We start from the raw sequence: 26,363 nt of genomic DNA, 5'->3' as shown, positions 1-26,363 counted from the left end.
TTCAACGGGGCCGCGAGCGGCCCGTCCGAGCAGGTCACCGCCCATGCTAGGAAGGGTTCCGGACGATCGGCTTCCTGAACCGGGGGAGCACTTCCCGGGGCGCGGAACCCGGGGACGGCCGTTCCCCGGGTCCCCGGTGCCGTTCCGGTCTTCCGTACGCTGTCGGGTGTGTCGGACACGGAGACCAGCCCCACCGCCCGGGCGCTGCGCACGCTGGAGATCCTGCGGGAGCGGCCCGGGACGACGGCCGAGCAGCTCGCCGCGCGGCTCGGGGTGACGGACCGGGCGGCGCGGCGGTACGTGGCGATCCTGCGGGAGGCCGGGGTGCCGGTGGAGTCGGAGCGCGGGCCGTACGGGGGCTACCGGCTGGGGCGGGGGGCCCGGCTGGCGCCGGTCTCGTTCACGCAGGAGGAGGCGCTCGGGCTGGTCATGGCCGTGCTGGACGGGCGGCCCGCCGCCACCGACCCGGACGACCTGGTCGGGTCCGCGCTGGGGAAGGTGGTCCGGGCGCTGCCCGAGGCGATCGGGCGCCAGGCCGCCGCGCTGCGGGCGCACGCCGCCGCCGCGCCCGACCCGTACCCGGCGCACCCCGATCCGGCGGTCGCCAGCACGCTGGTGGAGGCGATCGCGGCCCGGCGGCGGGTGGTGGTCGCCTACCGGGGCGGGAGCGGCGAGGAGCGCCGGACGGAGGTCGACCCGTGGGCGGTGGTGGTGCGCCGATCGCGCTGGTACCTGCTGTGCCACTCGCACCGGGCCGACGCCGTCCGCACCTACCGGATCGACCGGATCCGGGCCGCCGAGCGCAGCACCGTGCCGTTCGACCCGCCGGAGGGGCTCGACCCCGTCGCCGTGCTGGAACGGCACCTCGGCACCGGCTGGGCGTTCCGCACCCGGGTGCTGTTCGACGCGCCGATCGAGCAGGTCGCCCCCTGGGTCGGTCCCACCATGGGCCGGCTCGAAGCGGCGGGCGCGCAGTGCCTGTTGGAGGGCAGCACCCGCAACCCGGCGATGTACGCGGGCGAGTGGCTGGCGGCCGTCCCGTTCCCGTTCCGGGTCCTGGACGGGCCCGAACTGCGGGCGGCGGTGGCCGCGCTGGCGTCCCGCTTCGCCGCGGCGGCCGAGGAGCCCGGGCCCCGGGGCCGGGCCGCGCACCGGCCGGTCTAGGCTGCCGATCACGACGCAGGGGCGGCCGCGGGGCGCACGCGCCCTCGAGGAACCGTGCGCGGCGGGCCCGGACGGCGCTGGAACACCTCGGGTGACAAGAGGGGGCACGGCTCCGATGGTGCGCTTCGACGCCACCGTGACCGCGGACGTCGGCACCGACCCTCGGTCGCCGGGCCGTTCAGACCGTGGCGGGCTGCGCCGGGGCCCCCAGCAGGCGGACCACCTCGTTGACCGCGGCGCGGCCCGCCCGGTTGGCGCCGACGGTGGAGGCGGACGGGCCGTAGCCGAGCAGGTGGACGCGGGGGTCGGCGGCGACCCGGGTGCCGTCCATCCGGATGCCGCCGCCCGGGGCGCGCAGACCCAGCGGGGCGAGGTGGGTGAGTTCGGCCCGGAAGCCGGTGGCCCAGATGATCGCGTCGGCGGTCGACTCCTCGTCGCCCCAGGCGACTCCGCGTTCGGTGAGGCGGTCGAACATCGGGCGGCGGTGCAGCACGCCCAGCTCCTCGGCGCGGCGGTAGGCGACGCTCGGGCCCAGGCCGGTCACCGAGACGACGCTGCGCACGGGCAGGCCGGCCCGTACCCGCTCGTCCACCCTGGCGACCACCTCGCGGCCGAACTCCTCGGTGAACGGGCCCTGGTGGACCACCGGCGGGGTGCGCGTCACCCACACCGTCTCGGCGACGGCGCCGAGCTCGGAGAGCACCTGCACCGCCGAGGCGCCGCCGCCCACCACGACGACGCGCTGTCCGGCGAACTCCGCCGGGCCCCGGTAGTCGGCGTAGTGCAGCTGCCGCCCGGCGAAGCGGCCGGGGTAGCGGGGCAGGAAGGGCCGCGTCCAGGTGCCGGTGGCGTTCAGCAGGGCGCGGGCGGCCCAGCGGCCGGCGTCGGTCTCCACCAGCAGGCGCCCGTCCGGCCCGCCGTCGGGCCGCCCGTCGGGCCGGTCGCGGACCGCGAGCACCCTGACCGGGCGCAGCACCGGCAGCGCGTGCCCGGCCTCGTACGCGGCGAAGTAGCCGGGGACGGCGACCCGGGCCTCGGTGGCCGGGTCGGTGGCGGGGAGCTCGAAGTCCGGCAGGTCGTGGAAGCCGTGCACGGTGGCCATGGTGAGCGAGGGGGAGCGGTGCGCCCAGGCGCCGCCCGGGGCGTCGTCCGCGTCCAGCACCACGAAGCCGGTGTGCGGGGCGAAGCCGCGGCGGCGCAGGTGGTAGGCGGCGGACAGGCCGGCCTGCCCCGCGCCGATCACCAGCGCGTCCACCTCGCGGACGGCGCCTCCTGCGGTAGTTGCGCGCTCAACAGTCACGCCGGTGAAACACCGGGGCGCGGCCGGGTGTTCCCCGGCAGCAGCGCGCGGGTCGCGGCGGCCAGCCGCTCCGGGCCGTCCGGGCGCAGCGCCAGGAACAGCCGGGGCTCGGTCAGCTCCAGCTCGATCAGCGCGGGCGAGCCGTCCGCCAGCCGGACCAGGTCGACCCGGGCGTACAGCAGCTCGCCGGGCTCCGCCGACGCCGCCAGCACCCGTTCGGCGAGCGCCAGTTGGTCGGCGTCCGGCTCGCGGGCGACGTCCTCGAAGCCGCCGCTCAGCATCGGGCCGCGGCGCACCGCGTGGCTGAACTCCCCGCCCAGGTACAGCAGCGAGGTCTCGCCCTCGTCCTCCACCATCGCCAGGTACGGCTGCACCATCGCCGTCCGCCCGGCCCCGGTCAGCGCGGCGACCTGCGCCAGCGCCTCGGCCCGGTCGGCGGTGCGGACGGTGTCCCGCGCGCCGGAGGAGACGGTGGGCTTGACCACCAGCTCCGGCCAGTCGACGGCCGCGACCGCGCCCAGCGGATCGCCCGGGGCGACCCAGAGCGTCGGCACCACGGGCAGCCCGGCGCCGGCCAGGTCGCGCAGGTAGGTCTTGTCGGTGTTGCGCTCCAGCACCCGGGCCGGGTTGGCCAGCCGGGTCAGCGCGGAGACGCGGCGCGTCCAGGCGAGGAACTCCTCGTGGTACAGGATGTAGTCCCAGACGCTGCGCACCAGCACCAGGTCGTACCCCGCCCAGTCCACCGCCGGGTCGTTCCAGTACACCGCCTGCGCGTCCACCCCGAGCCGGGCGAAGGCCGCCAGCACCGGCAGCTGCTCCACGTCCTCCACCCCGCGGCAGGTGGCGTACGCGACCCGCGCGGGTCGGCGGACGGGCGGGTGCGGGGCGGTGCTCACGGTGGCTCCTGGCGTCGGGGGGAGGGCGGTGCGTAGCGAGCGTCCACCGGGCCGCTGAGCAGTGTCAATCGGTATTTCGTACCGGCGGACGAAATGATCGCCGAGTGTTCGCACGGCCCCGGAACGTGATCGTCCGGGCGTCCCCACCGCCACCTCGGCGCGTGCGGCGGTCCGGCCGGCCGCGGCTCCGGGCGGTTTCGCGGAGTGCGGGGCGGGAATCCGGTCCGGGCGGTCGGTGGAGCGCGTTCGGCTTCTCAGCGGGTGGGGGTTTGCGGTGGCTCGGTCGGCGGACGGGAGCAGACGTTGGGGGCGGGCGTTGCGGCGCACGCCGTTGACGATGTGGAACGACGACATCACCGACTTCGCGGCGGCGCTGACGTACTACGCGATCCTGGCGATCCTTCCGGCCCTGCTGGCCACCGTGGTGGGCTTCGCGCTGATCAGCCCGGCGGCGGCGCGGGAGGCGGCGGTGCGGTTGGCGGCGCTGCTGCCCGGCCAGGCCGGCTCGGAGGTGGGCGGGGTGCTGGCCCAGGCGCTGGGCGGTGGTTCGGCCGGTTGGACGCTGCTGGTGGCGGGCGCCGGCAGCGCGCTGTGGTCGTGCTGCAGCTACCTGGCGGTGTTCCGGCGGGCGCTGCACCGGATGCACGGCACCAGCGACCGGCGTTCCCCGTTGCGCAAGGCCCCGCGGATCGTGGTGACCGCGGCGGTGCTGCTGGTGCTGCTGGCGGTGAGCGCGCTGGCGCTGATCCTGAGCGGTCCGGTCGCGCAGGGGGCCGGCCGGGTGCTGCACCTGGGCGGGACGGCTCCGCTGGTGTGGTCGGTGGTCCGCTGGCCCGTGCTGCTGGTGGTGGCGGCGGTGCTGGTCATGATCGTCTTCCGGACCGGTCCCGAACAGGCGTGGCGGCGGTGGGGCAGCCTGCCGGGCGGCGTGCTGGCGGCGGCGCTCTGGCTGGTCTTCTCGGCGGGTTTCGCGCTGTACACCAGCGTCCTGGGGACGTACCGCCACCTCTACGGTTCGCTGGCGGGGACGGTGGTGTTCCTGATCTGGCTCTGGCTCTCCAACCTGGCACTGCTGGCGGGCGCGCAGTTCACGGCGGAACTGCGCCGGGCCGCCGCCGGGCGCCTCCCCGAGGCGGAGCGGCCCGGCGCGCCCGATTCCGCCGGGTAGCGGCCGGCCTTCTCCGAAAGGGCAGGAAACGGGCCGGAATTGACGGGCCCTCGGGCCGGGCGGAATTGTCAGTGCCCCGCCGTAGTGTGGGAACAACGCTGGAGGGGGCGCCGGGAAGGCGCCGCGAAGGGCGTTGGAAAAGGGGCGAATCCATGGCCGCGAGCGTTTCCGCGAGCATTTCCGCGAACCGCATCCACCACAAGGTCAACCACGTTTCGCTGGTGGTCGACAAATCCGGTTCGATGCGCCGGCACGAGGCACAACTCGTCCGGGTGGTGGACGAGTTCGTGAAGGGCCTCCAGGAGGAGTCCGACCGCCTCGGCCACGAGACCCGGATCAGCCTCTACGCCTTCGACCACGAGGTGCACAACCTGGTGTGGGACATGGACGTCAAGCACCTGCCGTCGCTGCGGGGCCTCTACGCGGTCGACAACGGCGCGACGGCGCTGATCGAGGCGGCGGTGAAGTCCGTCGACGACCTGAAGCACATCTGGGAGGGGTACGGCGAGCACTCCTTCCTCCAGGTCGTCGTCACCGACGGCGAGGAGAACGCCTCCGGCTGCTCGGAGCACGGCCTGATGCACACCCGGATGAAGAAGGCCGCGGGCACCGCCGTGCTGCGCGGCTGGATGGACCGCATCCGCGCCGCCATGGACGAGCTCCCCGAGCACTGGACGTCGGCGATCCTGGTCCCCAACTCGCTGGCCAAGCGCACCGCCCAGGAGTACGGCTTCCCCGCCGGCAACATCGCGGTCTGGGACGCCGACTCCAGCGGCGGCGTCGAGGAGGCCATCGACACCGTCAAGACCGCCGCCACCACCTTCCTGCGCGGCCGCGAGAAGGGCGTGCGCGGCACCAAGCGGCTGTTCGCCATGGGGCAGGACTTGAGCGCCGCCGAGGTGAAGGCCGAGCTCGACGCGCTGGAGACCGACACGTACGTCCTCGTCCCGGTCGACCGGCAGGCGGCCGTCCGGGAGTTCGTCACCGGCGCCGGGCACCCGTACCGCACCGGCTGCTCCTTCTACGAGCTGTCCAAGCGCGAGAAGATCCAGGGCGGCAAGCAGATCGCCGTCGCCGAGAAGGACCCGGCCACCGGCGCGCTCACCGGCCGGGTGTTCACCGGCCCGGCCGCCCGCGGCCTGCTGGGGCTGCCCGCCGCGGAGACCACCGTGAAGCCCGGCGACAACCCGGCGTACACCGTGTTCGTCCAGTCGACCTCGGTCAACCGGAAGCTGGTGCCCGGCACCCGGCTGCTGGTCATGCTGTAGCCGCGCCGGGCGGCCCCGGAGCGCCCTGCTCCGGGGCCGGGGGCGGGGTGTCAGCCGATCGGCTCGATCACGGCGGCCGTGCCGTACGCGCACACCTCGGTGCCGACGTCCGCGGCCTCCGTGACGTCGAAGCGCATCATCAGCACCGCGTTGCCGCCCCGGGCCTTGGTCTGCTCCACCAGGCGCTCCATGGCCTGGTTCCGCGTTTCGACGAGCGTCTTCGTCAATCCCTTGAGCTCGCCGCCCATCAGGGACTTCAGGCCCGCACCGATCTGCGAGCCGATGTGCCGTGACCGCACCGTCAGCCCGAACACCTCGCCGATCACCTTGACCACCCGGTGCCCCGGCACGTCGTTCGTGGTCACCACCAGCACGCCACCGGCCGGGTCCTGCCCGCCGCCGAAATCGCTCAGTTCGCTCATGCCCCCAGCCTCCCGCCCCACCCGGCCGGTCGGCTACCCCGGCGCGCCGGGCGGACGCGTTCCGCGCCCGCGCGCCACCGTCGCCGGGCACCGGATCGGGAGAGCTGATGGACACCGGCCACCGGGTTTGTCAACCTTGTCGCATGGGCGAGCGAAACGATCAACCACAGGGGTCGCACGCGGCGGAGGAATCCGGCGCGCAGGAGATCGAGGCCACGGTGGTACTGGGCCTGCGGATCACCGACTGGCCGGCCTTGCGGGCCGCCGCCCGGGCGGCCGTCGAGGAACTGGAGTTCGACGGCATCGACCCGGAGGGCCAGCGCGCCCAACTGCTGCGCGAAGTCGCCGAGGACCCCAACGCCGCCCTCGGCGCCCTGCTCCACCCCGACCGGCTGGTCGCCGCGCTGCCCGGCGTCGAGGCGCTCGGCGGCACCCTGGAGATCAGCGTCACCGACGACTTCGCCCCCGACTTCGCCGAGCTGTTCCCGCTCGACGACGACGGCGACACCGGCGACTGGACGCTCACCCCGCGCACCGCCTGCCTGCTCCACACCCAGCTGATCAGCCTCGCCGACGCCGCCTACGAAGACCTGGAGGACCACGGCGACGCCCCGGTCACCGTCGCCGACGAGAGCGACTGGGCGGTCTTCGGCCGCCTCCCGCAGCGCACCTGGAACCTGCACCGGGGCTGGCGCCGCTCCTTCGCCCGGGCCTTCGACGACCTCGCCGACGACCTCGCCACCGGCGAGTGGCCGCTGCCCCGCTGTCCCGCCGAGGACGTCGCGCTGCGCCTGGCCCTGGCCGACGCCCGCGCCCTGCTCGGCGCCCAGCCCGAATCGGTCGCCGACATGATGGGCGACCTGCCCGCCGACCTGTACGACTACGACTGGGACGGCTGCGCGGACGAACTGTTCGGCGTCTACGGCCCCGACGAGGAGGACGGCGACCTCGACACGGGCCAGCGCATCGACCGGCTGCTCGCCGCCACCCACCCCGAGGGCTGGTTCCTCGCCTACGAGGACGCCGAGGAACGCGACCCCGGCCGGGGCTACCGCCGCTGAACTGGCATCCTGGGAGGGTGAGCTCACCCTTCGACCCGCCCGCCACCGCCGTGCCCGCCGACGCCGCGCCCGTTCCCGCCGTGGGCGGGCACGCCGAGGACCGCGACACCCGCCCGCAGTACGTGCTGCCGCTGGTGGTCCGGCTGGAGCGGGCCGACCCGCCCGCCCGCACCGACGCCCTGGAGACCTCCGCGCGCGCCGTCCTCACCCTGCTCGCCGACCCCCGGGCCACCGACCCGGACGGCGAGTGGGCCGAGCGGGTCGCCGCCTGGGAGGACGCCCGGATCCGCAAGGTGGTCCGGCGCGCCCGCGGCGGCGAGTGGCGCAAGGCCGCCGAACTGCCCGGCATCACCGTCACCGGCGGGGGCGGCGCCGAGGTGCGGGTCTTCCCGCCGATCCCGCTGGACGGCTGGCCCAGGGAACTCGCCAAGCTCCAGGTCTCCGGCACCGACCTCGACGACCCCGAACCGCCCGGCCCCGCGCCCGAGGGCGTCCCCGTCCTGTGGCTCAACCCCGAACTGGAGATGAGCGCCGGCAAGACCATGGCCCAGACCGGCCACGCCGCCCAGCTCGCCTGGTGGGAACTGGACGAGGCGCAGCGCGAGAAGTGGGCGGCCGACGACTTCCCCCTGGCCGTCCGCACCGCCCCGCCCGCCGCCTGGCCCGCCCTCACCGACGGCCGCCTGCCGGTGGTCCGCGACGCCGGCTTCACCGAGATCGCCCCCGGCAGCTGCACCGTCGTCGCCGACCACCCCGCCCTGCGCCTCCGGCGCCAGTAGGCACGTCACGGCTGGCTCTGCCGTTGCTGTCAGCGGCTCGGCGCGGACAGGGAGCGGGCCTCATGCTGAACCATCGCCGGCTGACCTCCCACCAGCAGTGGACCAGGGCCAAGGCGGCCAAGAACCGCGTACGCACCGCGCTGGAAGGGACGGCCCGTGGCGCGGCGCGCTGCATGTCGGGAAACGGGAGCAGCATCCGGTGGACGCGACCGGAGCCTGTCTGCTGATCGACCCCACGACGGAAGACCCCGCTGACCGTCTGGAGCTGCTCCTGGGCAGCGGCGAGTACACGGCGGTCGACGGATCCCCAAGGGCGAGGCCGCTGTCGGCGTTCTCGGCCTCAACCGCCATGACCTCGTGAGAGGACGCCAAGCTGCCTTCCGGAGGGCTTGCCCGAACTGGGGGATGCGGGACCGGCACCACCCGGTCGAGGAGGACGACCCCGAAGCCGACGAGTTGGCTCAGGCGTTGCAGGACTCGTCCTTCATCGACGTTGTCCACGCCATGACCCGCCTCGACCCGGGCCCGGCCCCCGAGCACCAGCCGCTGACGAATCGAGGTCAACGCCCGTTCGGTGCGTTGGGTCCGTAAGGAATACAAGCGGCTCGCGACCAAGCGCAAGGCGTTGGCGAAGCTGCGGGAGATCGCCCAGCGGCACCCCGCGTGCTCGCTCACTGGCGTCTGGTGCCCACGCAAGGTGCGCTGACGATCTGACGACCGGAGCGGCAAGAGCCGTGCAACGGGAGACTGTCACGCACGGTTCCGTGAGGGCCGGGGGGTGAGATTCCCCCCGGCTGCTCGGCGGTCCGGAGTGGGGTTCGTGTGGTGTCAGTTCTTGAAGACGAGGGAGTTGACGGCGACGGGGCCGGTGGCGGTGATGTAGATCGTCTGTACTCCGGCGGGCTTGGGGTAGCAGGTGTTGGACTTGGTGTGCCAGGTGCCGTTGCTGTCGGGGTAGACGGTGCAGGCGGGGGACGCGGTGGGGCTGCCGAGGCGGACCTGGAGGTTGACGCCGGGGGTGGTGGTCGAGGCACGGAAGGAGACGCCGGCCGCGCCGGTGGTGCCGAAGTCGATGTCGGTGAGCGCCAGGCTGCTGCCGGAGCCGGTGAGCTGGACGACGGTTCCGCCGTCGTCGGAGCGGGTGGTGGCCCCGGTGGCGGTCGCGGTCTCGGCTTCGATGCTCTGGTAGGCGCTGCGGTTGGCGGCGGCCGCGGTGGTGGCGGTGGCGCTGTTGGAGGCGGCGCTGGTGTTGCCGGCGGCGTCGCGGGCCTTGACGGTGAAGGTGTAGGCGCTCTGCGGGGAGAGTCCGGCGACGGTGCAGCTGGTCGCGGTGACCTGGGTGCAGCCGGACGCGCCGTCGGTGGCGGTGCCGGTGTAGGCGGTGTAGGAAGCCACGGCGGTGTCGTCGCTGGAGGCCGTCCAGGAGAGAGTGGCGGTGGTGGCGGTGGTGGCGGTGACGGTCAGCGCGCCGGGGGTGCTGGGGGCGGTGGTGTCCGCGCTGCCGCCGGTGCCGGGGCCGTAGATGCGGAAGTTGCCGCTGGTGTGGAGCAGGGCCATGAAGTTCAGCAGGCCGTCGTAGTAGCGGTACTGGCCGGTGGGGGGCTGGAGGTTCCACAGCGCCTGGACGAAGGGCCATGCCTGCTGCTTGCCGGCGGCGAGGGAGGCTGCGGCGTTGGAGGCGATGAGGCCCGGGGAGCGGTCGCTGGACAGCGCGGTGCCGCTCAGCGAGTACTGGTTGACGTAGGCGTTGGCGCCCTGGGTGGTGAAGAAGCCCTGGAGCCGGTCGGTGAGGGTCTTCTGGCCCGCGTCGGCGGCCCACCAGGCGTAGTCGACGGACCAGTTGACGGCGGTGCGCCAGGCGTCAAAGCGGAAGTCGCCGTGGTTGCCGGTGTTGTTCGGGGCGCCGGTGAACTCGGCGTAGTCGGGGTTCAGGCCGGTGGTGGCGTTGGTGGTCTTCGTGAAGAAGGCGCGTCCGGCGGTGGCGGCGTCGTGCCAGAACTGGCGGTCGGCGACCTGGTTGCCCTGGTATCCGTCGGCCCAGCGGGACCACAGCTCGTAGAAGGCGGGCAGGACGTAGGAGGGGTCGGAGAACCGGGCGGCGCTGCCGTAGGGGACGAAGACCGGCAGCTTGGCCTCGCTGTCGAACATGTTGGTGACGCTGTCGACGCTGCCGCCGTTCATGTCCTGCTTGTGGAGCATCGTGTCGAGGATGCCGTTGGCCTCGGCGGTGTAGTCGAAGATGCCGGTGCCGTTGCCCCAGCGGTTGCCCGCGAAGAACAGGGCGGTGGCGAAGTACTCCTCGCCGTCGGTGGCGGGGTTGTCGTCCGTGCAGGAGCCGCTCTCGGACGCCTGCCAGCAGAAGTAGCCGCTGCGGGCGGTCTTCTGGTGCTGCATGTTGCTCTTGGCCCAGTTCCACAGGGCGTCGAACTCGGCCTTCTTGTCCATCTGGACGGCGATCATCATGCCGTAGCTCATGCCCTCGGAGCGCACGTCGCCGTTGCCGGTGTCCTTGATGTACGCCAGCGCGCCGTTGCCGTTGGTGCCGGCCGGGTAGTAGAGGCGCTTGGTGTCGTCGGTGCCGGTGAAGAAGGCGTTCCAGTAGGCGGTGAGTTTGTCGGTCACGGCCGCGTCCGTGATGGTCGGATCCATCTCCTTGAACAGGTTGCGGTAGGTGCCGCTGGCGTAGGCACCCGTGTCCGGCGGGACGGGCGCGGGGGGTGCGGCCGGGGTGGGGCCCTGGTAGGCCAGTTCGAAGCAGTCGACGTAGGTGTCGTTCTGCCCGTTGTCGGTCTCCAGCTTCAGGCGGATTTCCTGGGAACCGGCGGCGGCGACGTCGAAGACGGCGCTCTGGCGGGTGTAGGAGGTGCCGGTGAAGGTGAGGGCCGCGACCTTGGCCGAGCCGGCGTACACGCTGATGCCGGCGGTGCTGTTCTGGCTGGAGGCGCCGACGACGGTGATGCTGTAGCGCCCGGCCTGCGGGAACGCATACGAGATGGAGGTGCTGTCGTTGTTGCAGTAGTAGACGGTTCGGGTGCTGTCCGTGGAGGTGCAGCCGCCGTTCTTGGTCATGGACTCGGCCTGCACGGTGGTCAGCAGGGTGTCAGCGACGGCGGCTTGGGGCACCGCGCCGTACAGGGTGAGGCAGGCGCCGGCGGTGGCCGTAGCCAGCGCGGTGCGCCACAGCGGTCTGGTCGCCGTCGTACCGGCAGGCGGGAGTGCTTTGTTCATGGTGGTTCCCATCAGGACAGGTGGGGGGCCGCGGTGTGCGGTACTGCCTTCGCTGCAAGGGCCCGGCTGCCGGCCGGACCGTCGCTGAACCCTGCCGTGGTGTGTGGGCGCCCGCGGTTGTGGCCGCGCGGGGCTGCCTGCCGCCCAGTTGGTGGAGGTCGGGCCCGGGCCCGGCCCGGTGGCGGGCGGCAGGCCAGGAGACGTCGCCCGGGCGGTGGGGGTGGGAACGCCTGGGTGACGACTGCACGTCGGACCACTGCGATCGACGCTGGCTGAGGGCTTGGCTGAGGAGAGTATGCGGTGACCGCAGCGACGCGTCAATGAAAACTTCCGGACTCTCGCCTGAAACTTTTTGCCCTCAGTTCGAGGGTGATCGCGCCCCAGGGAAGCCGATCGGGGGATCCGTATCCTGCCGATACGAGTCCCTCCTGGTCTCCCCGCCTCCGCTGGCGAGGAGCCGGCATGGCCTCAACCAGCAGGAATCTCCCGTGCTGCCGGCTCTCGCCGCGATGGCGCCCTTCCGGCGGCCCGGATGCGGCCGGGCCGACCGCTCGCGAATCTCGGCAGCGCACGCCCGTTGACTGGGCAAGATTTCCAGGTCTAAGTTCAAGCCTGTTCGGCAAGATTTACGAAAGTTTCGGACCGTTTCCCTTCTTCTTGTGCCTGGATGCACCGCACCCTCACCGCCCCGGCCGCCAGCGGCAACACATGGCGGAGAAGGCCGTACCGCCGCCCTCCGTCCCCCGGTTCAGTCCTTCCGCGCGACGCCGCCCGCGATGCAGCGCCGGCCTGCGGTCAGCGGCTTCAGCCGGGGGCCGTCGGGCCGCCAGTCACAGCACCGGACCAGGCCGGGGGCGAGCAGTTCCAGGCCGTTGAAGAGCCGTGCCAGCTCGTCGTGGGTGGAGAAGGTGCCGCTGCCCATCATGCTGTGCAGGAACATCGCCTCCATCTTCCGGGCGGTCCGGCTGTGTTCGTCCTCCGGGTCCAGGAAGTGGCTGATCGCCACGTACGACCCGGGCGGCAGCGCGTCGACGTAGGCGCGCATCACGTCCTGGCGGGTGCGCACGTCCTCGCCGTTGTAGTGGTGCAGCGTGCCCAGTTGCAGCAGGGCGATCGGCCTGTCCCAGTCCAGTGCGGACCGCACCGTCCCGTCCCGCAGCAGCGCCTCCGGTTCGAAGATGTCCCCGGCGACGACGGCGGTCCTCTCGTCGCCCTCCAGCAGGGCGCGGCTGTGGGCCAGCACCATCGGGTCGTTGTCCACGTAGACGACCCGTGCCCGCGGGTCGGCGCGCTGCACCACGGTGTGGGTGTTCTCGGCGGTGGGCAGGCCCGAGCCGCAGTCCAGGAACTGGGTGATTCCGCCCTGGGTGGCCAGGTACCGGCAGACGCGGATCAGGAAGGCGCGGTTCTCGACCGCGAGGTCCACGGCCTCGGGGGCGGCCTTCGTCACCCCGCGAACCACCTCGCGGTCCACCTCGTAGTGGTCGGTGCCGCCCAGGAAGGCGTCGTACACCCTGGCGATGCTCGGCTTCGTCGGGTCGACGTACGGGGGAACGGGCTCGTCGGGGATCGTCTGTGACACGTCAGCGGACTCTAGACCCGCGACGGGAACTCCCGTGGCCGCGACCGCCCGGGACGCACCCGGCCCACCCGTTCGTGTGACCGCCGGCCTCGGGCCGCCCGGCGAGGACCCGCCGGGCCGGGGCAGGACGGCGCCCCGGTCCTCGGCGCGGTCACCGGGCGGGGGCGTCGGTGTGCGGGCGGATGGTGAGGACCTGGTCGAGGCCGACGATCGACAGGAGGCGGAGGGTGCGGGGCGGGACGGCGGCGAGGGCGAAGGCGGCGCCCGCGGTCCGGGCCTGGCCGTGGGCGGTGAGGAGGGCGGTGATGCCGCTGGAGTCGCAGAACTCCAGCCCGGACAGGTCCATGAGCAGGCAGTGGCCGACCCGGAGGACGAGGGTGTCCAGGTGGCGGCGCAGGCGGGGTGCCTGTTCGTAGTCGAGGTCGCCGACCAGGTGCAGGACGGGGCCGGTGGCGGTGTCGCGCTGTTCGATGCTCAGGTTCATGGGGCGTCGGCGGCGGGGTCGGTGGTGGGGCGGGCGGCGCTCACGCCGAGGGCGAGGAGGGCGGTGTCGTCCTCCAGGCCGTCGCCGAAGCCTTTGAGCAGGACGGTCAGGGCTTCGACGAGGCCGCGGGGCGTGGCGGGCGCCTGGTCGGCGGCGAAGGCGAGCAGGGCCTCGTCGCCGAAGAGGCCCTCGCGGGTCGGGCCGGTGCGGGCCTCGGTGAGCCCGTCGGTGTAGAGCAGCAGCGTGTCACCGGGGGCGAGGACGGTCGTCGCGGTGGTGAAGGGCGCCTCGGGCAGGACCCCGACGAGGAGGCCGCCGGGGGTGGGCAGGAACTCGCTGTCGCCGTCGGCGCGCAGGATCAGGCTCGGCGGGTGGCCGCCGGAGGCGACCTTGACGCCGACCCGGCCGTCCTCGGCCTGCTCCAGCAAGCCGAAGACGACGGTGCAGTACCTCGGGTCGCCCGCGGCGGTGTAGTGCTCGTGCAGGACCGCGTTCAGGGTGCGCAGCGCGGCGGCCGGCTCCGGGTCGTGCAGGGCCGCGGCGCGCAGGGTGTAGCGGGTCAGCGAGGTGAGGGAGGCCGCTTCGGGCCCCTTGCCGCAGACGTCCCCGAGGAAGAACGCCCACCGTCCCCCGCCGACGGGGAAGAGGTCGTAGAAGTCGCCGCCGAGCAGGTCGGGGGAGGCGGTGTGGTAGTAGACGGCCGTCTCCAGGCCGGGAACGGCGGGCAGCGAGGAGGGGACGAGGGACTGCTGCAGGGCGCTGAGCGCCTCGGTCAGCCGCTGCCGGTCCGTCTCCGCCTGCCGCAGGGCGGCCTCGGCCCGGGCGTGCGCGCGTTCGGCCTCGGCGCGGGCCTGTTCGGCCTCCCGGCGGCGGCGCAGGAGCTCCGCCTCGTAGGCGCGCCGGTCGGAGGCGTCGAAGACGGTGGTGCGGATCAGCAGGGCCTCGCCGTCGCCGCCGCGCTTGACCGTGGAGGACACCAGGGTCGGGAGCCGGCCCCGGCCCGCGGTCCGCATCTCCAGGGCGATGCCGTGCACCTCGCCCTGCATGCGCAGCAGCGGCGCGAAGTGCGTCTCGTGGTACAGCTTCCCGCCGACGGTGAGCAGGTCGGTGAAGCGCATCCGGCCCACCACCTCGGCACGCTCCAGCCCGAGCCAGCCCAGCAGGGTGTCGTTGATCTTGGCGATGGTGCCGTCCATCAGCGTCGACAGGTAACCGCAGGGCGCCTGCTCGTAGAGGTCCTCGGCGCTGTCCTCGAGCAGCGCGGTGAACGCCGCGTCGGTGGCCGCGCGCTCGTCGGGCGGGCCCGGTTCCTCGCCGACCCGGCACATCACCGTAGACCGTCCAGGAAGGCGAGGACGGCTTGGGCGGTGGCCTCCGGCGCGCTCAGCTGCGGGCAGTGGCCGGTGGCGTCCAGGGTGACCAGCCGGGAGCCGGGGATCGCGGCGTGCACGTACGCGCCCACCTCGCGGGGGGCGATCGCGTCCTGGGTGCACTCCAGCACCAGGGTGGGGACCGTCACCCCCTTCAGGTCGTCGCGGCTGTCGGACAGGAACGTCGTGCGGGCGAAGACCCGCGCCATGTCGGGATCCGTCGCGCAGAAGCTGTTGGTCAGCTCCCGGCCCAGCTCGGGCCGGTCCGCGTTGCCCATGATCACCGGGGCCATGGCGGCGGACCAGCCCAGGTAGTTCGACTCCAGCGTCGCCAGGAGCTCCTCGATGTCCTCGGCGCTGAACCCGCCCCGGTACCCCTCGTCGTCCACGTAGCACGGCGAGGGCGCCACCATCACCAGCGCACCGATCCGCTCCGGCGCCGCCCCGGCCGCCAGCACCCCCACCATCGCGCTCACCGAGTGCCCGACGAACACCGCCTCGCGCAGGTCCAGCTCCCGGCACACCTCCACCACGTCCTGCGCGTAGCCGTGCAGGGAGGAGTACCGCTGCTCGTCCCAGGCCGCCAGGTCCGACCCGCCGGATCCCACGTAGTCGAACAGCGCCACCCGGTACCGCTCCGCCAGGGCGGGCACGACCAGGCGCCACATGTTCTGGTCGCAACCGAAACCGTGGGCGAGCACCACCACGGGCCCGTCACCGGACCCGAGGAGCGTCACGTTGTTCCTGCGGAGGATGTCCATGACGACCATCCTCCCATCCGCCCGGCCGTCGGGGACGGGCGGCCGGTTCCGGCTCCGGTTCCGTCGAGGCCGCCCGGCTACGGCGTGCGGCCGGTGACCCGGGCCACGAAGGCGACGTGCTCGGCGAGTTGGTGGTCGCCGCCGCCCTCGTGGGCGGCGTACTCCCAGACCCGGACGTCCTTGTCGGCGCCGCCGGCCCGCTCGCCCCAGCGGTGGTAGGCGGCGAAGACGGTGGAGGGCGGGCAGACCGGGTCCATCAGGGCGACCGAGAAGCGCACCGGGGCGGTGGCCCGGGCGGCGTGGTTGGCGCCGTCCAGGTAGGACAGCGTGGTGAAGACCTGCTCCACCTCGGCGGGGCGGCCCTGGAGGTAGTCGGTGATCTCCCGGTACGGGTAGGCGTCGGTGACGTGGGTGGCGCGCCGGAAGTGGCACAGGAACGGCACGTCGACGCAGGCCCCGGCCAGGCCGGGGTGCAGCCCGGCGGCGGCGATGGCGATCCCGCCGCCCTGGCTGCCGCCCACGGCCACGATCCGGCCGGGGTCCACCTCGTCCAGGGCGGCGACGGTGTCGACGGCCCGGACGGCGTCGGTGAACAGGCGCCGGTAGTAGTGGTGTTCGGGCCCGCTCAGGCCGCGGGTGAGCACCCCGCCGACCTGCGGGGCGATGTCCCCGTCGGGGGTGTCGGCCGCGCCGTGCGGGCTGGAGTGGCCGCGGCTGTCCATCAGCAGGTGGGCGTAGCCGAGCGAGGACCACAGGGTCGGGCGCAGGGCGGTGCCCCGGGCGCAGCCGTAGCCGAGGTACTCCACGACGGCGGGCAGCGGGCGGCGCACCCCGCGCGGCAGCCGGAGCCAGGCGCGGACGGGCTGGCCGTCGAAGCCGGAGAAGGTGACGTCGTGGGTGTCGACGTGGATCAGGCCGTTGTCGACGCGGCGCAGGACGGGCGGGGTGGCGGCGGTGCGGGCGGCGGCGAGCGTCTTCGTCCAGAAGGCGTCGAAGTCGGCGGGTTCGGCGCCGTCGAAGCGGTAGGCGTGCAGGTCTGCCAGGGGAAGGTCGGTGAACACGGGGACCTCGGAGGGGTGCGGACTCGTCAGGGCGGGGAGCCTGGCGGCGGGCCGCCGCGGTGGCGGAGGCCGGCCGGAAGGACGCCCGGCGATCATGCCGCACCGGGGCCGGGCCCGGACCGGCGGGGCGGGGGCGCGAGCGGGCGGTCCGCCCGGCCGCGCCCCCCACGGAGGTCAGGCGGCGGGCGTCCGCAGCTCGGACCGGGCCAGCGCCGTCACCGACAGCAGCAGGACCGCCGTGCCCAGCAGCGCCGCCGGGGTCAGCGGTTCGTCCAGCACCGCCGCCGCGAACACGGTGGCGCTGAGCGGCTCGATCAGCGCCACCACCGAGGCCGTCGCCGCCCGGACCACCGCCGCGCCCGCGAAGTACAGCGCGTAGGCGAGCGCGGTCGGCACGGTCGCCAGGTAGCCGAGCAGCAGCAGCGTCGAGGGCAGCGCGCCGGTGGACGGCAGCGCGCCCTCGGCCAGGGCGAACGGGAACAGGCACACCGCGCAGACCCCGAACGACCACAGGGTGGTGGCCGCCGGGTCGTCGGCGGCGCCGGTGCTCGCGGCCCGGTGGCGGGTGGCCACGGTGATCGACGCGTAGCCCGCCGCCGAGGCCAACGCCCAGGCCAGGCCCGCCGGTTCGACCCCGCCGACCCCGCCGGAGCCGCTGCCCAGCACCAGCACGCCCAGCCCGAGCACCGCCCCGGCCACTGCGGCCAGCCCGGCCCGGCCCAGCCGCTCACCCATCAGCAGCCGGCCGCCGAACGCCACCAGCACCGGCGCCGACCCCAGCGTCACCACGGTGGCCACGGCCAGCCCGGTGTGCCGGACGGCCAGGAAGTACGCGGCCTGGAACAGCGTCAGCCCCAGGCCGTTGAACAGGATCCGCCCCGGGGCGGGCCGGGTCGCGGCGGGTCGGGCACCGGTGAACGGGCGCAGCGCCAGCAGCACCGCCGCGCCGCCGACCGAACGCCAGAAGGTCAGCGCGAGCGGGCCCAGGCCGCTGCGCTGGAACAGCAGCGCGGCCGCCGCCCCGGCGGTGCCCCAGGCGGTGGCGGCGAGTGCGACGTACAGCAGGCCCCGCCGCGCGGGCAGGGCGGAGGAAGGGATGGAGGACAACGGGTGACTCCCGGAAAGCCGTCGTGGTCGGTGGGCCTCGGAAGCGGGCAGCACCGAACGGCCCGGGGCGGACGTCCGCGGAGGGGACGGGCCCGGGCGGGCTCAGGAAGTGGCCGGCCGCCCGCTCAGCGGGCGGGAGGGGGCAGGACGCCGCGATGCATGCCCGCCACTGTACGGGACGGGCCGGGGCGGTCCGGGGGTGCGGTTCACGAGGGGAGGGGTGCTCAGGCCGGGTAGGCGTGGGTCTGGGTGGCCTTGACGGCGGCCCAGACCCGGGTGCCGGGGGACAGGTCGAGCTCGGCGGCGGCGGTGGGGGTGAGGTCGGCGGCCATCGGGAGCGGGCCGGTGAGGTCGACCCGGAAGCGGTCGCCGTGCAGGTCGAGCCCGGCGACGGTGCAGGGGAACAGGTTGCGGGCGCTGGTCTCGGGGCGGTGGCGGTGCAGGGTGACCGCGTCGGGCGGGAAGGCAACGAACGCGGGGCCGGTCAGCTCCTCGTCGGTGGCCAGCGCCTGCCCCTCGGGCAGGGTGACCCGGCGGCCGTCGGCGGTGCCCTGGTACAGGTTGAGGCCGACCAGCCGGGCGATGTAGTCGGTGCGCGGGTGCCGGGCCACCTCGGCGGGGCGGCCGCTCTGCACGACCCGGCCGCCCTCGATGACGACGAGGCGGTCGGCGAGCACCATGGCGTCCAGTGGGTCGTGCGTGACCAGCACCGCGACCGCCTCGAACTCGGCCAGGTGGCGCCGGAGTTCGGCCCGCACGTCGAGCCGGGTACGGGCGTCCAGCGCGGCCAGCGGCTCGTCCAGCAGCAGCAGGCGGGGGCGGACGGCCAGCGCCCGGGCCAGCGCGACGCGCTGGGCCTGGCCGCCGGAGAGCTTCGCGGGGCGGTGCCCGGCGTGCTCGGCCAGGCCCATCCGCTCCAGCCAGGGCAGCGCTCCGGCCCGGGCGGCGGCCCGGCGCAGGCCCCGGGCGCGCAGGCCGAAGGCGACGTTGTCGAGCGCGGACAGGTGCGGGAAGAGCAGGTAGTCCTGGAAGACCACGCCGATCGGCCGCTGCTCGGCGGGCCGGAACAGGCCGTCCGCGGGGGAGTCCAGCGGGGCGCCGTCCAGCCGCAGGTGCCCGTCGGTCAGCGGCAGCAGTCCGGCCAGCGCGCGCAGCGCCGTCGACTTGCCGGCGCCGTTCGGGCCGAGCAGGGCCAGCACCTCGCCGGGCTCGGCGGCCAGCGGCACGTCCAGGGTGAACGCGCCCCGGGAGACGGTCAGCCGGGCGTCCAGGGCGGGGGTTCCGGCGCGGGGGTGCGCCACGGGGCGGGTCACGGGGTGGACATCCAGCGGTCGCGCAGCCCGGCGAGGACCGCGACGGAGACGGCGAGCAGGACCAGGCTCAGGGCGATCGCCGCCTCCGGGTCGGACTCCATGGCCAGGTAGACGGCCAGCGGCATGGTCTGGGTGCGGCCGGGGAAGTTCCCGGCGAAGGTGATGGTCGCGCCGAACTCGCCCAGCGCCCGGGCCCAGGCCAGCACCGCGCCCGCCCCGATGCCCGGGGCGACCAGCGGCAGGGTGACCCGGCGGAACGCGGTCAGCCGGGAGGCGCCCAGGGTGGCGGCGGCCTCCTCGTAGCGCGGGTCGGCGGCCCGCAGCGCCCCCTCCACGCTGATCACCAGGAACGGCATCGCGACGAAGGCCTCGGCGACCACCACGCCGGTGGTGGTGAACGGCAGGGTGACGCCCGTCCAGGCGTCCAGCCAGCGGCCCAGGATGCCGTTGCGGCCCAGCACCAGCAGCAGCGCCACGCCGCCGACCACCGGGGGCAGCACCAGCGGCAGGGTGACCAGGGCGCGCACCAGGCGCCGCCCGGGGAAGTCGGTGCGGGCCAGCAGCCAGGCCAGCGGGACGCCCAGCACCAGCGCGACGCCGGTGGCCAGCGTCGCCGAGAGCAGCGAGAGCTTGAGCGCCTGCCACACCTCGGGGCCGGTCAGCAGCCCGGGCAGGGCGCTCCACGGGGCCCGGACCAGCAGGCCCAGCAGCGGCAGCACCAGGAAGGCGAGGCCGAGCAGCGCGGGCAGCAGCAGCGCGGCGGGGGCGCGCCCGGCCCCCCGGGGCCGCCGTCGGCCCCGGGGGTGTGGTGCGGTGGTGGTGCGGGGGGCCTCCGGCGTCACGGTGCCTGGAAACCGGCGTCGGTGAGCACCCGGCGGGCGTCCGCGGAGCCGAGGTAGCCGAGGAAGGCGGCCGCGCCGTTGGCGTTGGGCGCCTTGGCCAGGTGCACGATCCGGTAGTCGTTGACGGCCTGCGCGGCCTCGGGGAAGTTCACGCCCTCGATCTTGGCGGAGTCGGCCTTGACGTCGGTCTGGTACACCAGCGACGCGTCGACCTCGCCCAGCTCGACCTTGGTCAGGGCGCCCTTGACGTCCTGCTCGTAGGTGGCCGGGGTGAGCTCCACGCCGGCCGCCGCGAGCGCGGTGGCGGCGGCGGCGCCGCACGGCACCTCCTCGGCGCACAGCGCGGTCTTGACGCCCTTGAGGTCCTTCAGGCCGGCGATGTGCTTCGGGTTGCCCTTGGGGACGGCGATCTCCAGGGTGTTGCGGGCGAACACCGTCGGGTCGCCGCCGGTCAGCTTGGCGTCGGTGACCGTCTTCATGGTGGCGGGGCTGGCCGCGGCGAACACGTCGGCCGGCGCGCCGGAGACGATGTTCCGGGCGAGCGCGGAGGAGCCGCCGAAGTCGAAGGTCACCGTGGTGCCCGGGTAGGCCGCCTCGAAGCGCTTGCCCAGCTCGGTGAAGGACTCCTTCAGCGAGGCGGCCGCGAACACCGTGACGGTGCCCTTGACGTCGGGGCGGGACGGGGCCGGGCCGACCGAGGCGGAACCGCCGTCGGAGCCGCTGCAGGCCGTCAGGCCGGCCGCGAGGGCGAGGACGGCGGAGGCGGCGAGGAGTCGTCTGACGCTGCGCATGGATGGTTTCCCCTGGTCGTGTGGGCGGTGGCGGGAGAGGGTGGGGAGCTGATCAGGTGATCATAGTCCCGCAGCTGCGGGGCTCAAGACTGCTGTCTCATCGCACAAGCGACCTTAAGGCGAACTTAAGGGTGGCATGTGCAATGCCTCAAGTCCTCTCCGGGGCCGGGCCGGTGCCCCCTCGCCCGCCGCCGTCGGCCGAGGGATACTGACGCGGTTTCAGCGAACCGCCGCGGCAAGGCGGTTCGGTCACCGAAGGAGGGGACCCATGACCGCCACCCGCGTGCCCGGCCCGCCCGGCCTGCCGCTGATCGGCTCGCTGCTCGACCTCAAGCGCGACCCGCTCTCCACCTACCTCGCCGCCCACCGCGACCACGGCGACGTGGTCCGCATCCAGGCCGGCCCGCCCGGCCTGCGCGCCGAGATCTGGATGGTCTTCTCGCCCGAGGCCGTCCAGCAGGTGCTCGCCACCGACGCCGCCAACTTCCGAAAGGAGAACGTCTTCTACGGCGAGATCCGGGAGAGCTTCGGCAACGGCCTGCTCACCTCCCAGGACGCCGACTACCTGCGCCAGCGCCGCCTGGTCCAGCCGCTGTTCACCCGCAAGCGGGTCGACCAGTACGCCGACGCCATCGGCACCGAGGCCGAAGCGCTGACCGCCCGCTGGGCCGCCGCCCCCGGCGCCACCGTCGACCTCGGCGAGGAGATGAACCGCTTCGCGCTGCGCACCGTCTCCCGCATCCTGTTCGGCCAGGACGTCGAGGAGGCCGTCGAGACCGTCCACCACGCCTTCCCCGTCCTCAACAGCTTCGTCCGCGACCGCGCTCTCTCCCCGCTGCGCCTGCCCCGGCAGTGGCCGCTGCCCGGCCACCGCAAGGCGCTCGCCGCCGAACGCGCCCTGTACGAAGTGTGCGACGGCATCATCGCCCGCCGCGCCGCCCAGGGGGAGAACGGGGCGGACGACCTGCTCGGCCTGCTCGCCGACGCCCGCGACGAGGACGGCGAACAGCTGGACGCCACCGAACTGCGCGAACAGGTGCTGGTCTTCCTGCTGGCCGGCCACGAGACCACCGCCACCTCGCTGATCTTCGCCCTGCACCTGCTCGGCAAGCACCCCGAGGCGCAGGCCCGGGCCCACCGCGAGGTCGCCGACCTGCTCGGCGACGGCCGCCGCCCCACCGCCGCCGACTACACCCGGCTGCCGTACCTGACCCAGGTGCTGAAGGAGGCCATGCGGCTCTACCCGGCCGCCCCCGCGGTCGGCCGCCGGGCCGTCGCGGACACCGTGATCGGCGGCGTGCCCGTCCCGGCCGGCGCGGACGTCCTGGTCGCCCCGTACGTCACCCACCGCCACCCCGCGCACTGGGAGGACCCGGAGCGCTTCGACCCCGAGCGCTTCGCCCCCGAGCGGGAGGCCGCCCGGCACCGCTACGCCTGGTTCCCGTTCGGCGGCGGCCCGCGGGCCTGCATCGGCCAGCACTTCTCGATGCTGGAGTCGGTCCTCGCGCTGGCCGTCCTGCTGCGCGAGTTCGAACTCACCGCGGTCGACCGGGAGGTGCCGCTCGGGCAGGGCATCACCCTGGAACTGCGCGGCCCGGCCCGGGTGAAGCTCGCCCCGCGCGGCTGACCGCGGCAGCGGGGACGGCCCGCCCGGTGGGCGGGCCGTCCCGGTCTCCGGGCCGTCGTCACCCCGGCCGGCCGGTGGGTGCGGGTGGCGCGGGAGCCTGCGCACCTCGCTCAGGGCGACCAGGCCCATCAGCGTCCGGGCGGGCACACGCCGCCGGACCATTCGAGCACACAACCCCCGTGGTGCGGGGTGCTTTTCACATCTTCCGGTGACCATTCATCAGCTCTGGGTAGCGTCCACGGTCCCTGGAAGACAAGAGCACGGGCGAGCGGCAGACACCTCTCGCGGGAGGCACCAGATGGGATCGATGGACCACTTCAGCTTCGGCTGGCTCACGCCGCTGTTCTCCTACGCGATGGCCTGCGTCGGCGCCGCCCTCGGACTGCGCTGCACCCTGCGCGCGCTGTCCGCCACCGGCGCCTCCCGGCGCAACTGGCTGCTCACCGCCGCCGCCGCGATCGGCTCCGGCATCTGGACGATGCACTTCGTCGCCATGTTCGGCTTCACCGTCGACGGCACCGACCTGCGCTACGACGTCCCGCTGACCGTCCTCAGCCTGCTGGTCGCCGTCGCCGTGGTCGGCCTCGGCGTGTTCGTGGTCGGCTACGGCCGCCACCGCGGCCGCAGCCTGCTGCTCGGCGGCCTCACCACCGGCGTCGGCGTCGCCGCGATGCACTACCTCGGGATGTCCGCCGTCCGCATCCACGGCGAACTGCGCTACCAGGCCGGCACCGTCGCGCTGTCCGTGCTGATCGCCGTCGGCGCCGCCACCGCCGCGCTCTGGGCCGCCGTCACCATCCGCAACGTGTACGCCGCCGCCGCGGCCGCGCTGGTCATGGGCGTCGCCGTCAGCTGCATGCACTACACCGGCATGGCGGCCGTCCACGTCCACATGGAACCCGCCCGCACCGGCCTCGGCGGCGCCACCCCCATGCAGTTCGTCTTCCCGCTCGCCGTCGGACTCGGCTCCTTCCTCTTCCTCACCTCCGCCTTCGTCGCGCTCTCCCCGACCGCGCAGGAACGCGCCGCCTACCGCGAGGCCGGCGAACTCGCCGTCGAGGACCTCGGCCGCGCCGCCTGAACCCCGGCCCGCCCGACCCCGGCCGCCCGGCGGGCCGCCCGCCCACGGGCCCGTACGACCGCCGCCGCCCCCGCCCCGACGACCCGTAGCCCGAAAGGCCGCCACACCCATGCGCGCAAGCCGAGGCACCTCCCGCAGCGGACCGCCCGCCCCCAGCACCCCGCGCGGCCCGGCCCGCACCAGGCCCGGCGCACCCCGGCGCGGCGCCCACGCCGGACCGCCCGCCGACGAGACGCCGGTCTTCGTCCCGGCCCCCGCCCGGGTCGGCCTGCGCCCCCGTACCGTCCGGGCCCGGATCGTCGCCGTGCTGATGGTCCCCGTGGTGTCCGTGATGGCCCTGTGGGCGTTCGCCACCGTCACCGCCGCCGGCGACGTCTGGGACCTGCTGCGGATCAAGAACGTCGACGCCACCCTGCGCACCCCGCTCGACCGCACCACCGCCGCCCTGCAGGCCGAGCGCGCCGCCGCCGGCCAGTACCTCGCCGCCCCCGGCCCCGACCGGGAGGCCGCCCTGCGCACCGCCGCCCAGGACACCGACCGGGCCGCCGCCCCGCTCACCCTCGCCCCCGGCTACAACCGCGCCGACGCCGAAGGGCTCGGCCCCGAGGCCGCCGACCGCCTCGACACCCTCGGCCGCGTCGTCGGCGCCCTGCCCGCGCTGCGCGCCAAACTGCTGGAACGTTCCGTCACCTGGGACGACGCCTACACCGTCTACACCGCCGCCGTCGACGACGCGCTCGCCGCCACCGGCTCGCTCACCGCGCTCCAGGACCACCGGGTCGCCGCCGACGCCCGCGTCCTGCTCGAATTCGCCCGCTCCCGGGAGCAACTCGCCCGCGAGGACACCCTGTTGCGCGCCGCCCAGCGCGTCGGCCGGCTCACCGACGGGCAGTACCGGCAGATCGTCCAGGCCGGCTACGCCCGCACCCAGTTCGAGCGGACCGCCGCCCCCGACCTGCGCCCCGCCGACCGCACCGCGCTCGCCGCCGTCACCGGCAGCCCCGAGTACCAGGAACTGCGCCGCTACGAGGAGCAGTTGCTGAACGCCCCCGACCCGGCCACCGCCCTGCACGCCGTCCTGGACACCCGCTGGGCCGCCGCCGCCGACGCCGTCGCGCCCGCCCTGGCCGGGGTCGAACGGCAGGCCGGCGCGGCCGCCGCCGAACGCGCGAACCCGTACGCGCTGGGCCTGTTCAGCACCTCCGGCGCCACCGTGCTGCTCGGCCTGGTCGCCGTCCTCGCCTCGCTGCTGATCTCGGTCCAGATCGGCCGCGGCCTGGTCGCCGAACTGCACGCCCTGCGCAACTCCGCACTCGAACTCGCCGGACGCAAACTCCCCGCCACCATGCGCAGGTTGCGGGCCGGCGAGGAGGTCGACGTGGACGCCGAGGTGCCGCCGCGCGACCACGGCGGCGACGAGATCGGCCAGGTCCACCACGCCCTCGACACCGTCCAGCGGGCCGCCGTCACCGCCGCCGTCGAACGCGCCGAAGTGCTCTCCGGCGTCTCCGGCGTGTTCGTCAACCTGGCCCGCCGCAGCCAGGTCCTGGTGCACCGCCAGCTCACCCTGCTGGACGCCATGGAGCGCCGCACCGAGGACCCGGCCGAACTCGACGACCTGTTCAAGCTCGACCACCTCACCACCCGGATGCGCCGCCACGCCGAGGGCCTGATCATCCTCTCCGGCGCCGCCCCCGGCCGCGCCTGGCGCAAGCCCGTCCCGCTCACCGACGTGGTCCGGGCCGCCGTCGCCGAGGTCGAGGAGTACGCCCGGGTCGACGTCCACCGCCTCCCGTACGCCGCCGTCACCGGCCCCGCCGTCGCCGACCTCACCCACCTGGTCGCCGAACTCGTCGAGAACGCCACCGGGTTCTCGCCCCCGCACACCAAGGTCCAGATCCGCGGCGAGGCGGTCGGCAACGGCTACGCCCTGGAGATCGAGGACCGCGGCCTGGGCATGGGCCCCGAAGCGCTCGCCGACGCCAACCGGCGGATAGACGCCAGCGAACAGGTCGACCTCTTCGACAGCGACCGCCTCGGCCTGTTCGTGGTCAGCCGCCTCGCCAAGCGGCACGGCGTCAAGGTCTCGCTGCGCCCCTCCGCGTACGGCGGCACCACCGCGATCGTGCTGCTGCCCACCGACCTGCTCGACCAGCGCGAGGCCGAACTCCGGCCGGAGGAACGGGAACCGGCCGTCGGCGCGGGTGCCGTGGCCGCCGTGACCGCTCCGGCCGCCGGCACCGGACTCCCGCCCGGCGCCCGCCAGTTGCCGCCCGCCCCGCGCTCCGCCCCGGCCCCGGTCCCGGCCCCCGTGCCGCGCCCGGCTCCCGCCCCCGTGCCGCGCCCGGTCCCCGCGCCGCCGCCCGTGCAGGCCCTGCCCTCGACGGCCGTGCCCGCCGAGCAGGAGGACGAACTCCCGCGCCGGGTGCGGCAGGCCAGCCTCGCCCCGCAACTGCGCGAAACCCCCGAACCGCCCCGCCCCGGACTGCGCCCCGCCGAACCCGCCGACCGGGACCCCGAACAGGCCCGCTCCGCGATGACCGCCTTCCAGCAGGGCTGGCAGCGCGGCCGGGGCCCCGGACCGGACGACAACACCCCCTCCGACCCCTACGACCGAGGAGACCGCGCCCGATGATCGGAACCACCCGCCAGAGCGGCGAACTCAACTGGCTCCTGGACGAGTTGGTGGCCAGGACGGCCCGGGTCAGGTTCGCCGTCATGCTCTCCGCCGACGGCCTGCCGATGGGCAACTCCACCGGCCTCGGGCGCGAGGACGCCGAACACCTGGCCGCCGTCGCCTCCGGCTTCCACAGCCTGGCCAAGGGTGCCGGGCGCCACTTTGAGGCGGGCCAAGTCCGCCAGACCATGGTCGAGTTGGAACACGGCTACCTGTTCGTCGCGGCCGCCGGGCAGGGCTCCTGCCTGGCCGTCTTCGCCGAACCCGACGCCGACCTGGGCCTGGTCGCCTACGAGATGGCCCGCCTGGTCCGCCGCGTCGGCGAGCACCTGCACGCCGCCCCGCGCGGTTACTAGTCCGCCCCGAAACCCCGTACCAGAA

General features: G+C 74.5%; 22 protein-coding genes. 9 read left to right on the top strand and 13 right to left on the bottom strand.

Features of this window, described 5'->3' with window-relative positions:
* Window positions 1-168 precede the first annotated feature (168 nt).
* A complete protein-coding gene (locus OO48_RS02605) occupies window positions 169-1,164 on the top strand; it encodes a helix-turn-helix transcriptional regulator (RefSeq protein WP_033212338.1) in 996 nt (331 codons plus the stop codon).
* Between the two features lie 178 nt (window positions 1,165-1,342).
* On the opposite strand, the gene OO48_RS02600 is transcribed toward OO48_RS02605, so the two are convergent.
* Window positions 1,343-2,464 (bottom strand): NAD(P)-binding domain-containing protein, encoded by a 1,122-nt coding sequence (locus tag OO48_RS02600; protein WP_051731652.1) that lies wholly within the window; start codon window positions 2,462-2,464, stop codon window positions 1,343-1,345.
* On the bottom strand, window positions 2,461-3,360 hold the full coding sequence (locus tag OO48_RS02595; protein WP_033212335.1) for an ATP-grasp domain-containing protein: 900 nt from the start codon (window positions 3,358-3,360) through the stop codon (window positions 2,461-2,463). The genes OO48_RS02600 and OO48_RS02595 overlap by 4 nt, the downstream gene beginning before the upstream one ends.
* A 337-nt stretch (window positions 3,361-3,697) precedes the next feature.
* On the opposite strand from OO48_RS02595, the gene OO48_RS02590 reads away from it, so the two are divergent.
* Window positions 3,698-4,528, top strand: a complete 831-nt coding sequence (locus tag OO48_RS02590) for a YhjD/YihY/BrkB family envelope integrity protein (protein WP_081951863.1) — start codon at window positions 3,698-3,700, stop codon at window positions 4,526-4,528.
* A gap of 152 nt (window positions 4,529-4,680) precedes the next feature.
* Entirely contained in the window at window positions 4,681-5,796 is a 1,116-nt protein-coding gene (locus OO48_RS02585) for a vWA domain-containing protein (RefSeq protein WP_081951862.1), read from the top strand.
* A 50-nt stretch (window positions 5,797-5,846) separates the two neighbouring features.
* On the opposite strand, the gene OO48_RS02580 is transcribed toward OO48_RS02585, so the two are convergent.
* A complete protein-coding gene (locus OO48_RS02580; RefSeq protein ID WP_033212333.1) occupies window positions 5,847-6,218 on the bottom strand; it encodes a YbjQ family protein in 372 nt (123 codons plus the stop codon).
* Window positions 6,219-6,361: 143 nt separating this feature from the next.
* Here OO48_RS02580 and OO48_RS34840 point away from each other — a divergent pair, with 143 nt between their 5' ends.
* Together OO48_RS34840 and OO48_RS02570 are read left to right on the top strand one after the other, a co-directional pair.
* Window positions 6,362-7,279 (top strand): hypothetical protein, encoded by a 918-nt coding sequence (locus OO48_RS34840; RefSeq protein ID WP_157845364.1) that lies wholly within the window; start codon window positions 6,362-6,364, stop codon window positions 7,277-7,279.
* 50 nt (window positions 7,280-7,329) lie between these two features.
* On the top strand, window positions 7,330-8,058 hold the full coding sequence (locus tag OO48_RS02570; RefSeq protein WP_051731667.1) for an aminoacyl-tRNA hydrolase: 729 nt from the start codon (window positions 7,330-7,332) through the stop codon (window positions 8,056-8,058).
* A gap of 828 nt (window positions 8,059-8,886) precedes the next feature.
* Here the strand turns inward: OO48_RS02570 and OO48_RS34835 are convergent.
* From OO48_RS34835 to modA, 10 genes are all read right to left on the bottom strand, one after another.
* Entirely contained in the window at window positions 8,887-11,286 is a 2,400-nt protein-coding gene (locus OO48_RS34835) for a glycosyl hydrolase family 8 (protein ID WP_051731649.1), read from the bottom strand.
* 748 nt (window positions 11,287-12,034) lie between these two features.
* Window positions 12,035-12,868, bottom strand: coding sequence for an SAM-dependent methyltransferase (locus OO48_RS02555; RefSeq protein ID WP_051731648.1), 834 nt, complete (start codon window positions 12,866-12,868; stop codon window positions 12,035-12,037).
* A 151-nt stretch (window positions 12,869-13,019) separates the two neighbouring features.
* Complete coding sequence (locus OO48_RS02550; protein ID WP_033212330.1) at window positions 13,020-13,352, bottom strand: STAS domain-containing protein; 333 nt, start codon at window positions 13,350-13,352, stop codon at window positions 13,020-13,022.
* A complete protein-coding gene (locus OO48_RS02545) occupies window positions 13,349-14,680 on the bottom strand; it encodes a PP2C family protein-serine/threonine phosphatase (RefSeq protein ID WP_033212326.1) in 1,332 nt (443 codons plus the stop codon). Before OO48_RS02545 ends, OO48_RS02550 begins: the two co-directional genes overlap by 4 nt.
* Window positions 14,680-15,483 (bottom strand): alpha/beta fold hydrolase, encoded by an 804-nt coding sequence (locus OO48_RS02540; protein ID WP_033212324.1) that lies wholly within the window; start codon window positions 15,481-15,483, stop codon window positions 14,680-14,682. Before OO48_RS02540 ends, OO48_RS02545 begins: the two co-directional genes overlap by 1 nt.
* A 77-nt stretch (window positions 15,484-15,560) precedes the next feature.
* Window positions 15,561-16,544 (bottom strand): acetylxylan esterase, encoded by a 984-nt coding sequence (locus tag OO48_RS02535; protein WP_033212323.1) that lies wholly within the window; start codon window positions 16,542-16,544, stop codon window positions 15,561-15,563.
* 174 nt (window positions 16,545-16,718) lie between these two features.
* Window positions 16,719-17,651 (bottom strand): DMT family transporter, encoded by a 933-nt coding sequence (locus tag OO48_RS02530; protein WP_033212322.1) that lies wholly within the window; start codon window positions 17,649-17,651, stop codon window positions 16,719-16,721.
* A 224-nt stretch (window positions 17,652-17,875) separates the two neighbouring features.
* The gene (locus tag OO48_RS02525) at window positions 17,876-18,964 is read right to left on the bottom strand and encodes an ABC transporter ATP-binding protein (RefSeq protein ID WP_051731647.1); all 1,089 of its coding nucleotides are present in this window, start codon (window positions 18,962-18,964) and stop codon (window positions 17,876-17,878) included.
* Window positions 18,961-19,806: an ABC transporter permease gene (locus OO48_RS02520; protein WP_033212321.1), complete on the bottom strand. Its 846-nt coding sequence runs from the start codon at window positions 19,804-19,806 to the stop codon at window positions 18,961-18,963. Before OO48_RS02520 ends, OO48_RS02525 begins: the two co-directional genes overlap by 4 nt.
* Complete coding sequence (gene modA, locus OO48_RS02515) at window positions 19,803-20,597, bottom strand: molybdate ABC transporter substrate-binding protein (RefSeq protein WP_033212320.1); 795 nt, start codon at window positions 20,595-20,597, stop codon at window positions 19,803-19,805. The genes OO48_RS02520 and modA overlap by 4 nt, the downstream gene beginning before the upstream one ends.
* Window positions 20,598-20,865: 268 nt before the next feature.
* Between modA and OO48_RS02510 the strand changes: the two genes are divergently transcribed.
* The 4 genes from OO48_RS02510 to OO48_RS02495 all read left to right on the top strand — a co-directional run bounded on the left by OO48_RS02510 (window position 20,866) and on the right by OO48_RS02495 (window position 26,338).
* Complete coding sequence (locus OO48_RS02510; protein ID WP_033212318.1) at window positions 20,866-22,224, top strand: cytochrome P450; 1,359 nt, start codon at window positions 20,866-20,868, stop codon at window positions 22,222-22,224.
* Between the two features lie 298 nt (window positions 22,225-22,522).
* Entirely contained in the window at window positions 22,523-23,305 is a 783-nt protein-coding gene (locus tag OO48_RS02505; protein ID WP_033212316.1) for an MHYT domain-containing protein, read from the top strand.
* A 109-nt stretch (window positions 23,306-23,414) separates the two neighbouring features.
* Window positions 23,415-25,940, top strand: coding sequence for a sensor histidine kinase (locus OO48_RS02500; protein WP_033212315.1), 2,526 nt, complete (start codon window positions 23,415-23,417; stop codon window positions 25,938-25,940).
* Window positions 25,937-26,338 carry a roadblock/LC7 domain-containing protein gene (locus OO48_RS02495; protein ID WP_033212313.1) on the top strand — a complete coding sequence of 134 codons (402 nt, stop codon included), beginning with the start codon at window positions 25,937-25,939 and terminating at the stop codon, window positions 26,336-26,338. Before OO48_RS02500 ends, OO48_RS02495 begins: the two co-directional genes overlap by 4 nt.
* The last annotated feature ends 25 nt before the right edge of the window (window positions 26,339-26,363 follow it).

Origin of the sequence: Kitasatospora phosalacinea (assembly GCF_000716545.1) — a bacterium.
GTDB classification, from domain to species: domain Bacteria; phylum Actinomycetota; class Actinomycetes; order Streptomycetales; family Streptomycetaceae; genus Kitasatospora; species Kitasatospora phosalacinea.
This window is presented reverse-complemented; position numbering and strand designations above follow the sequence as displayed.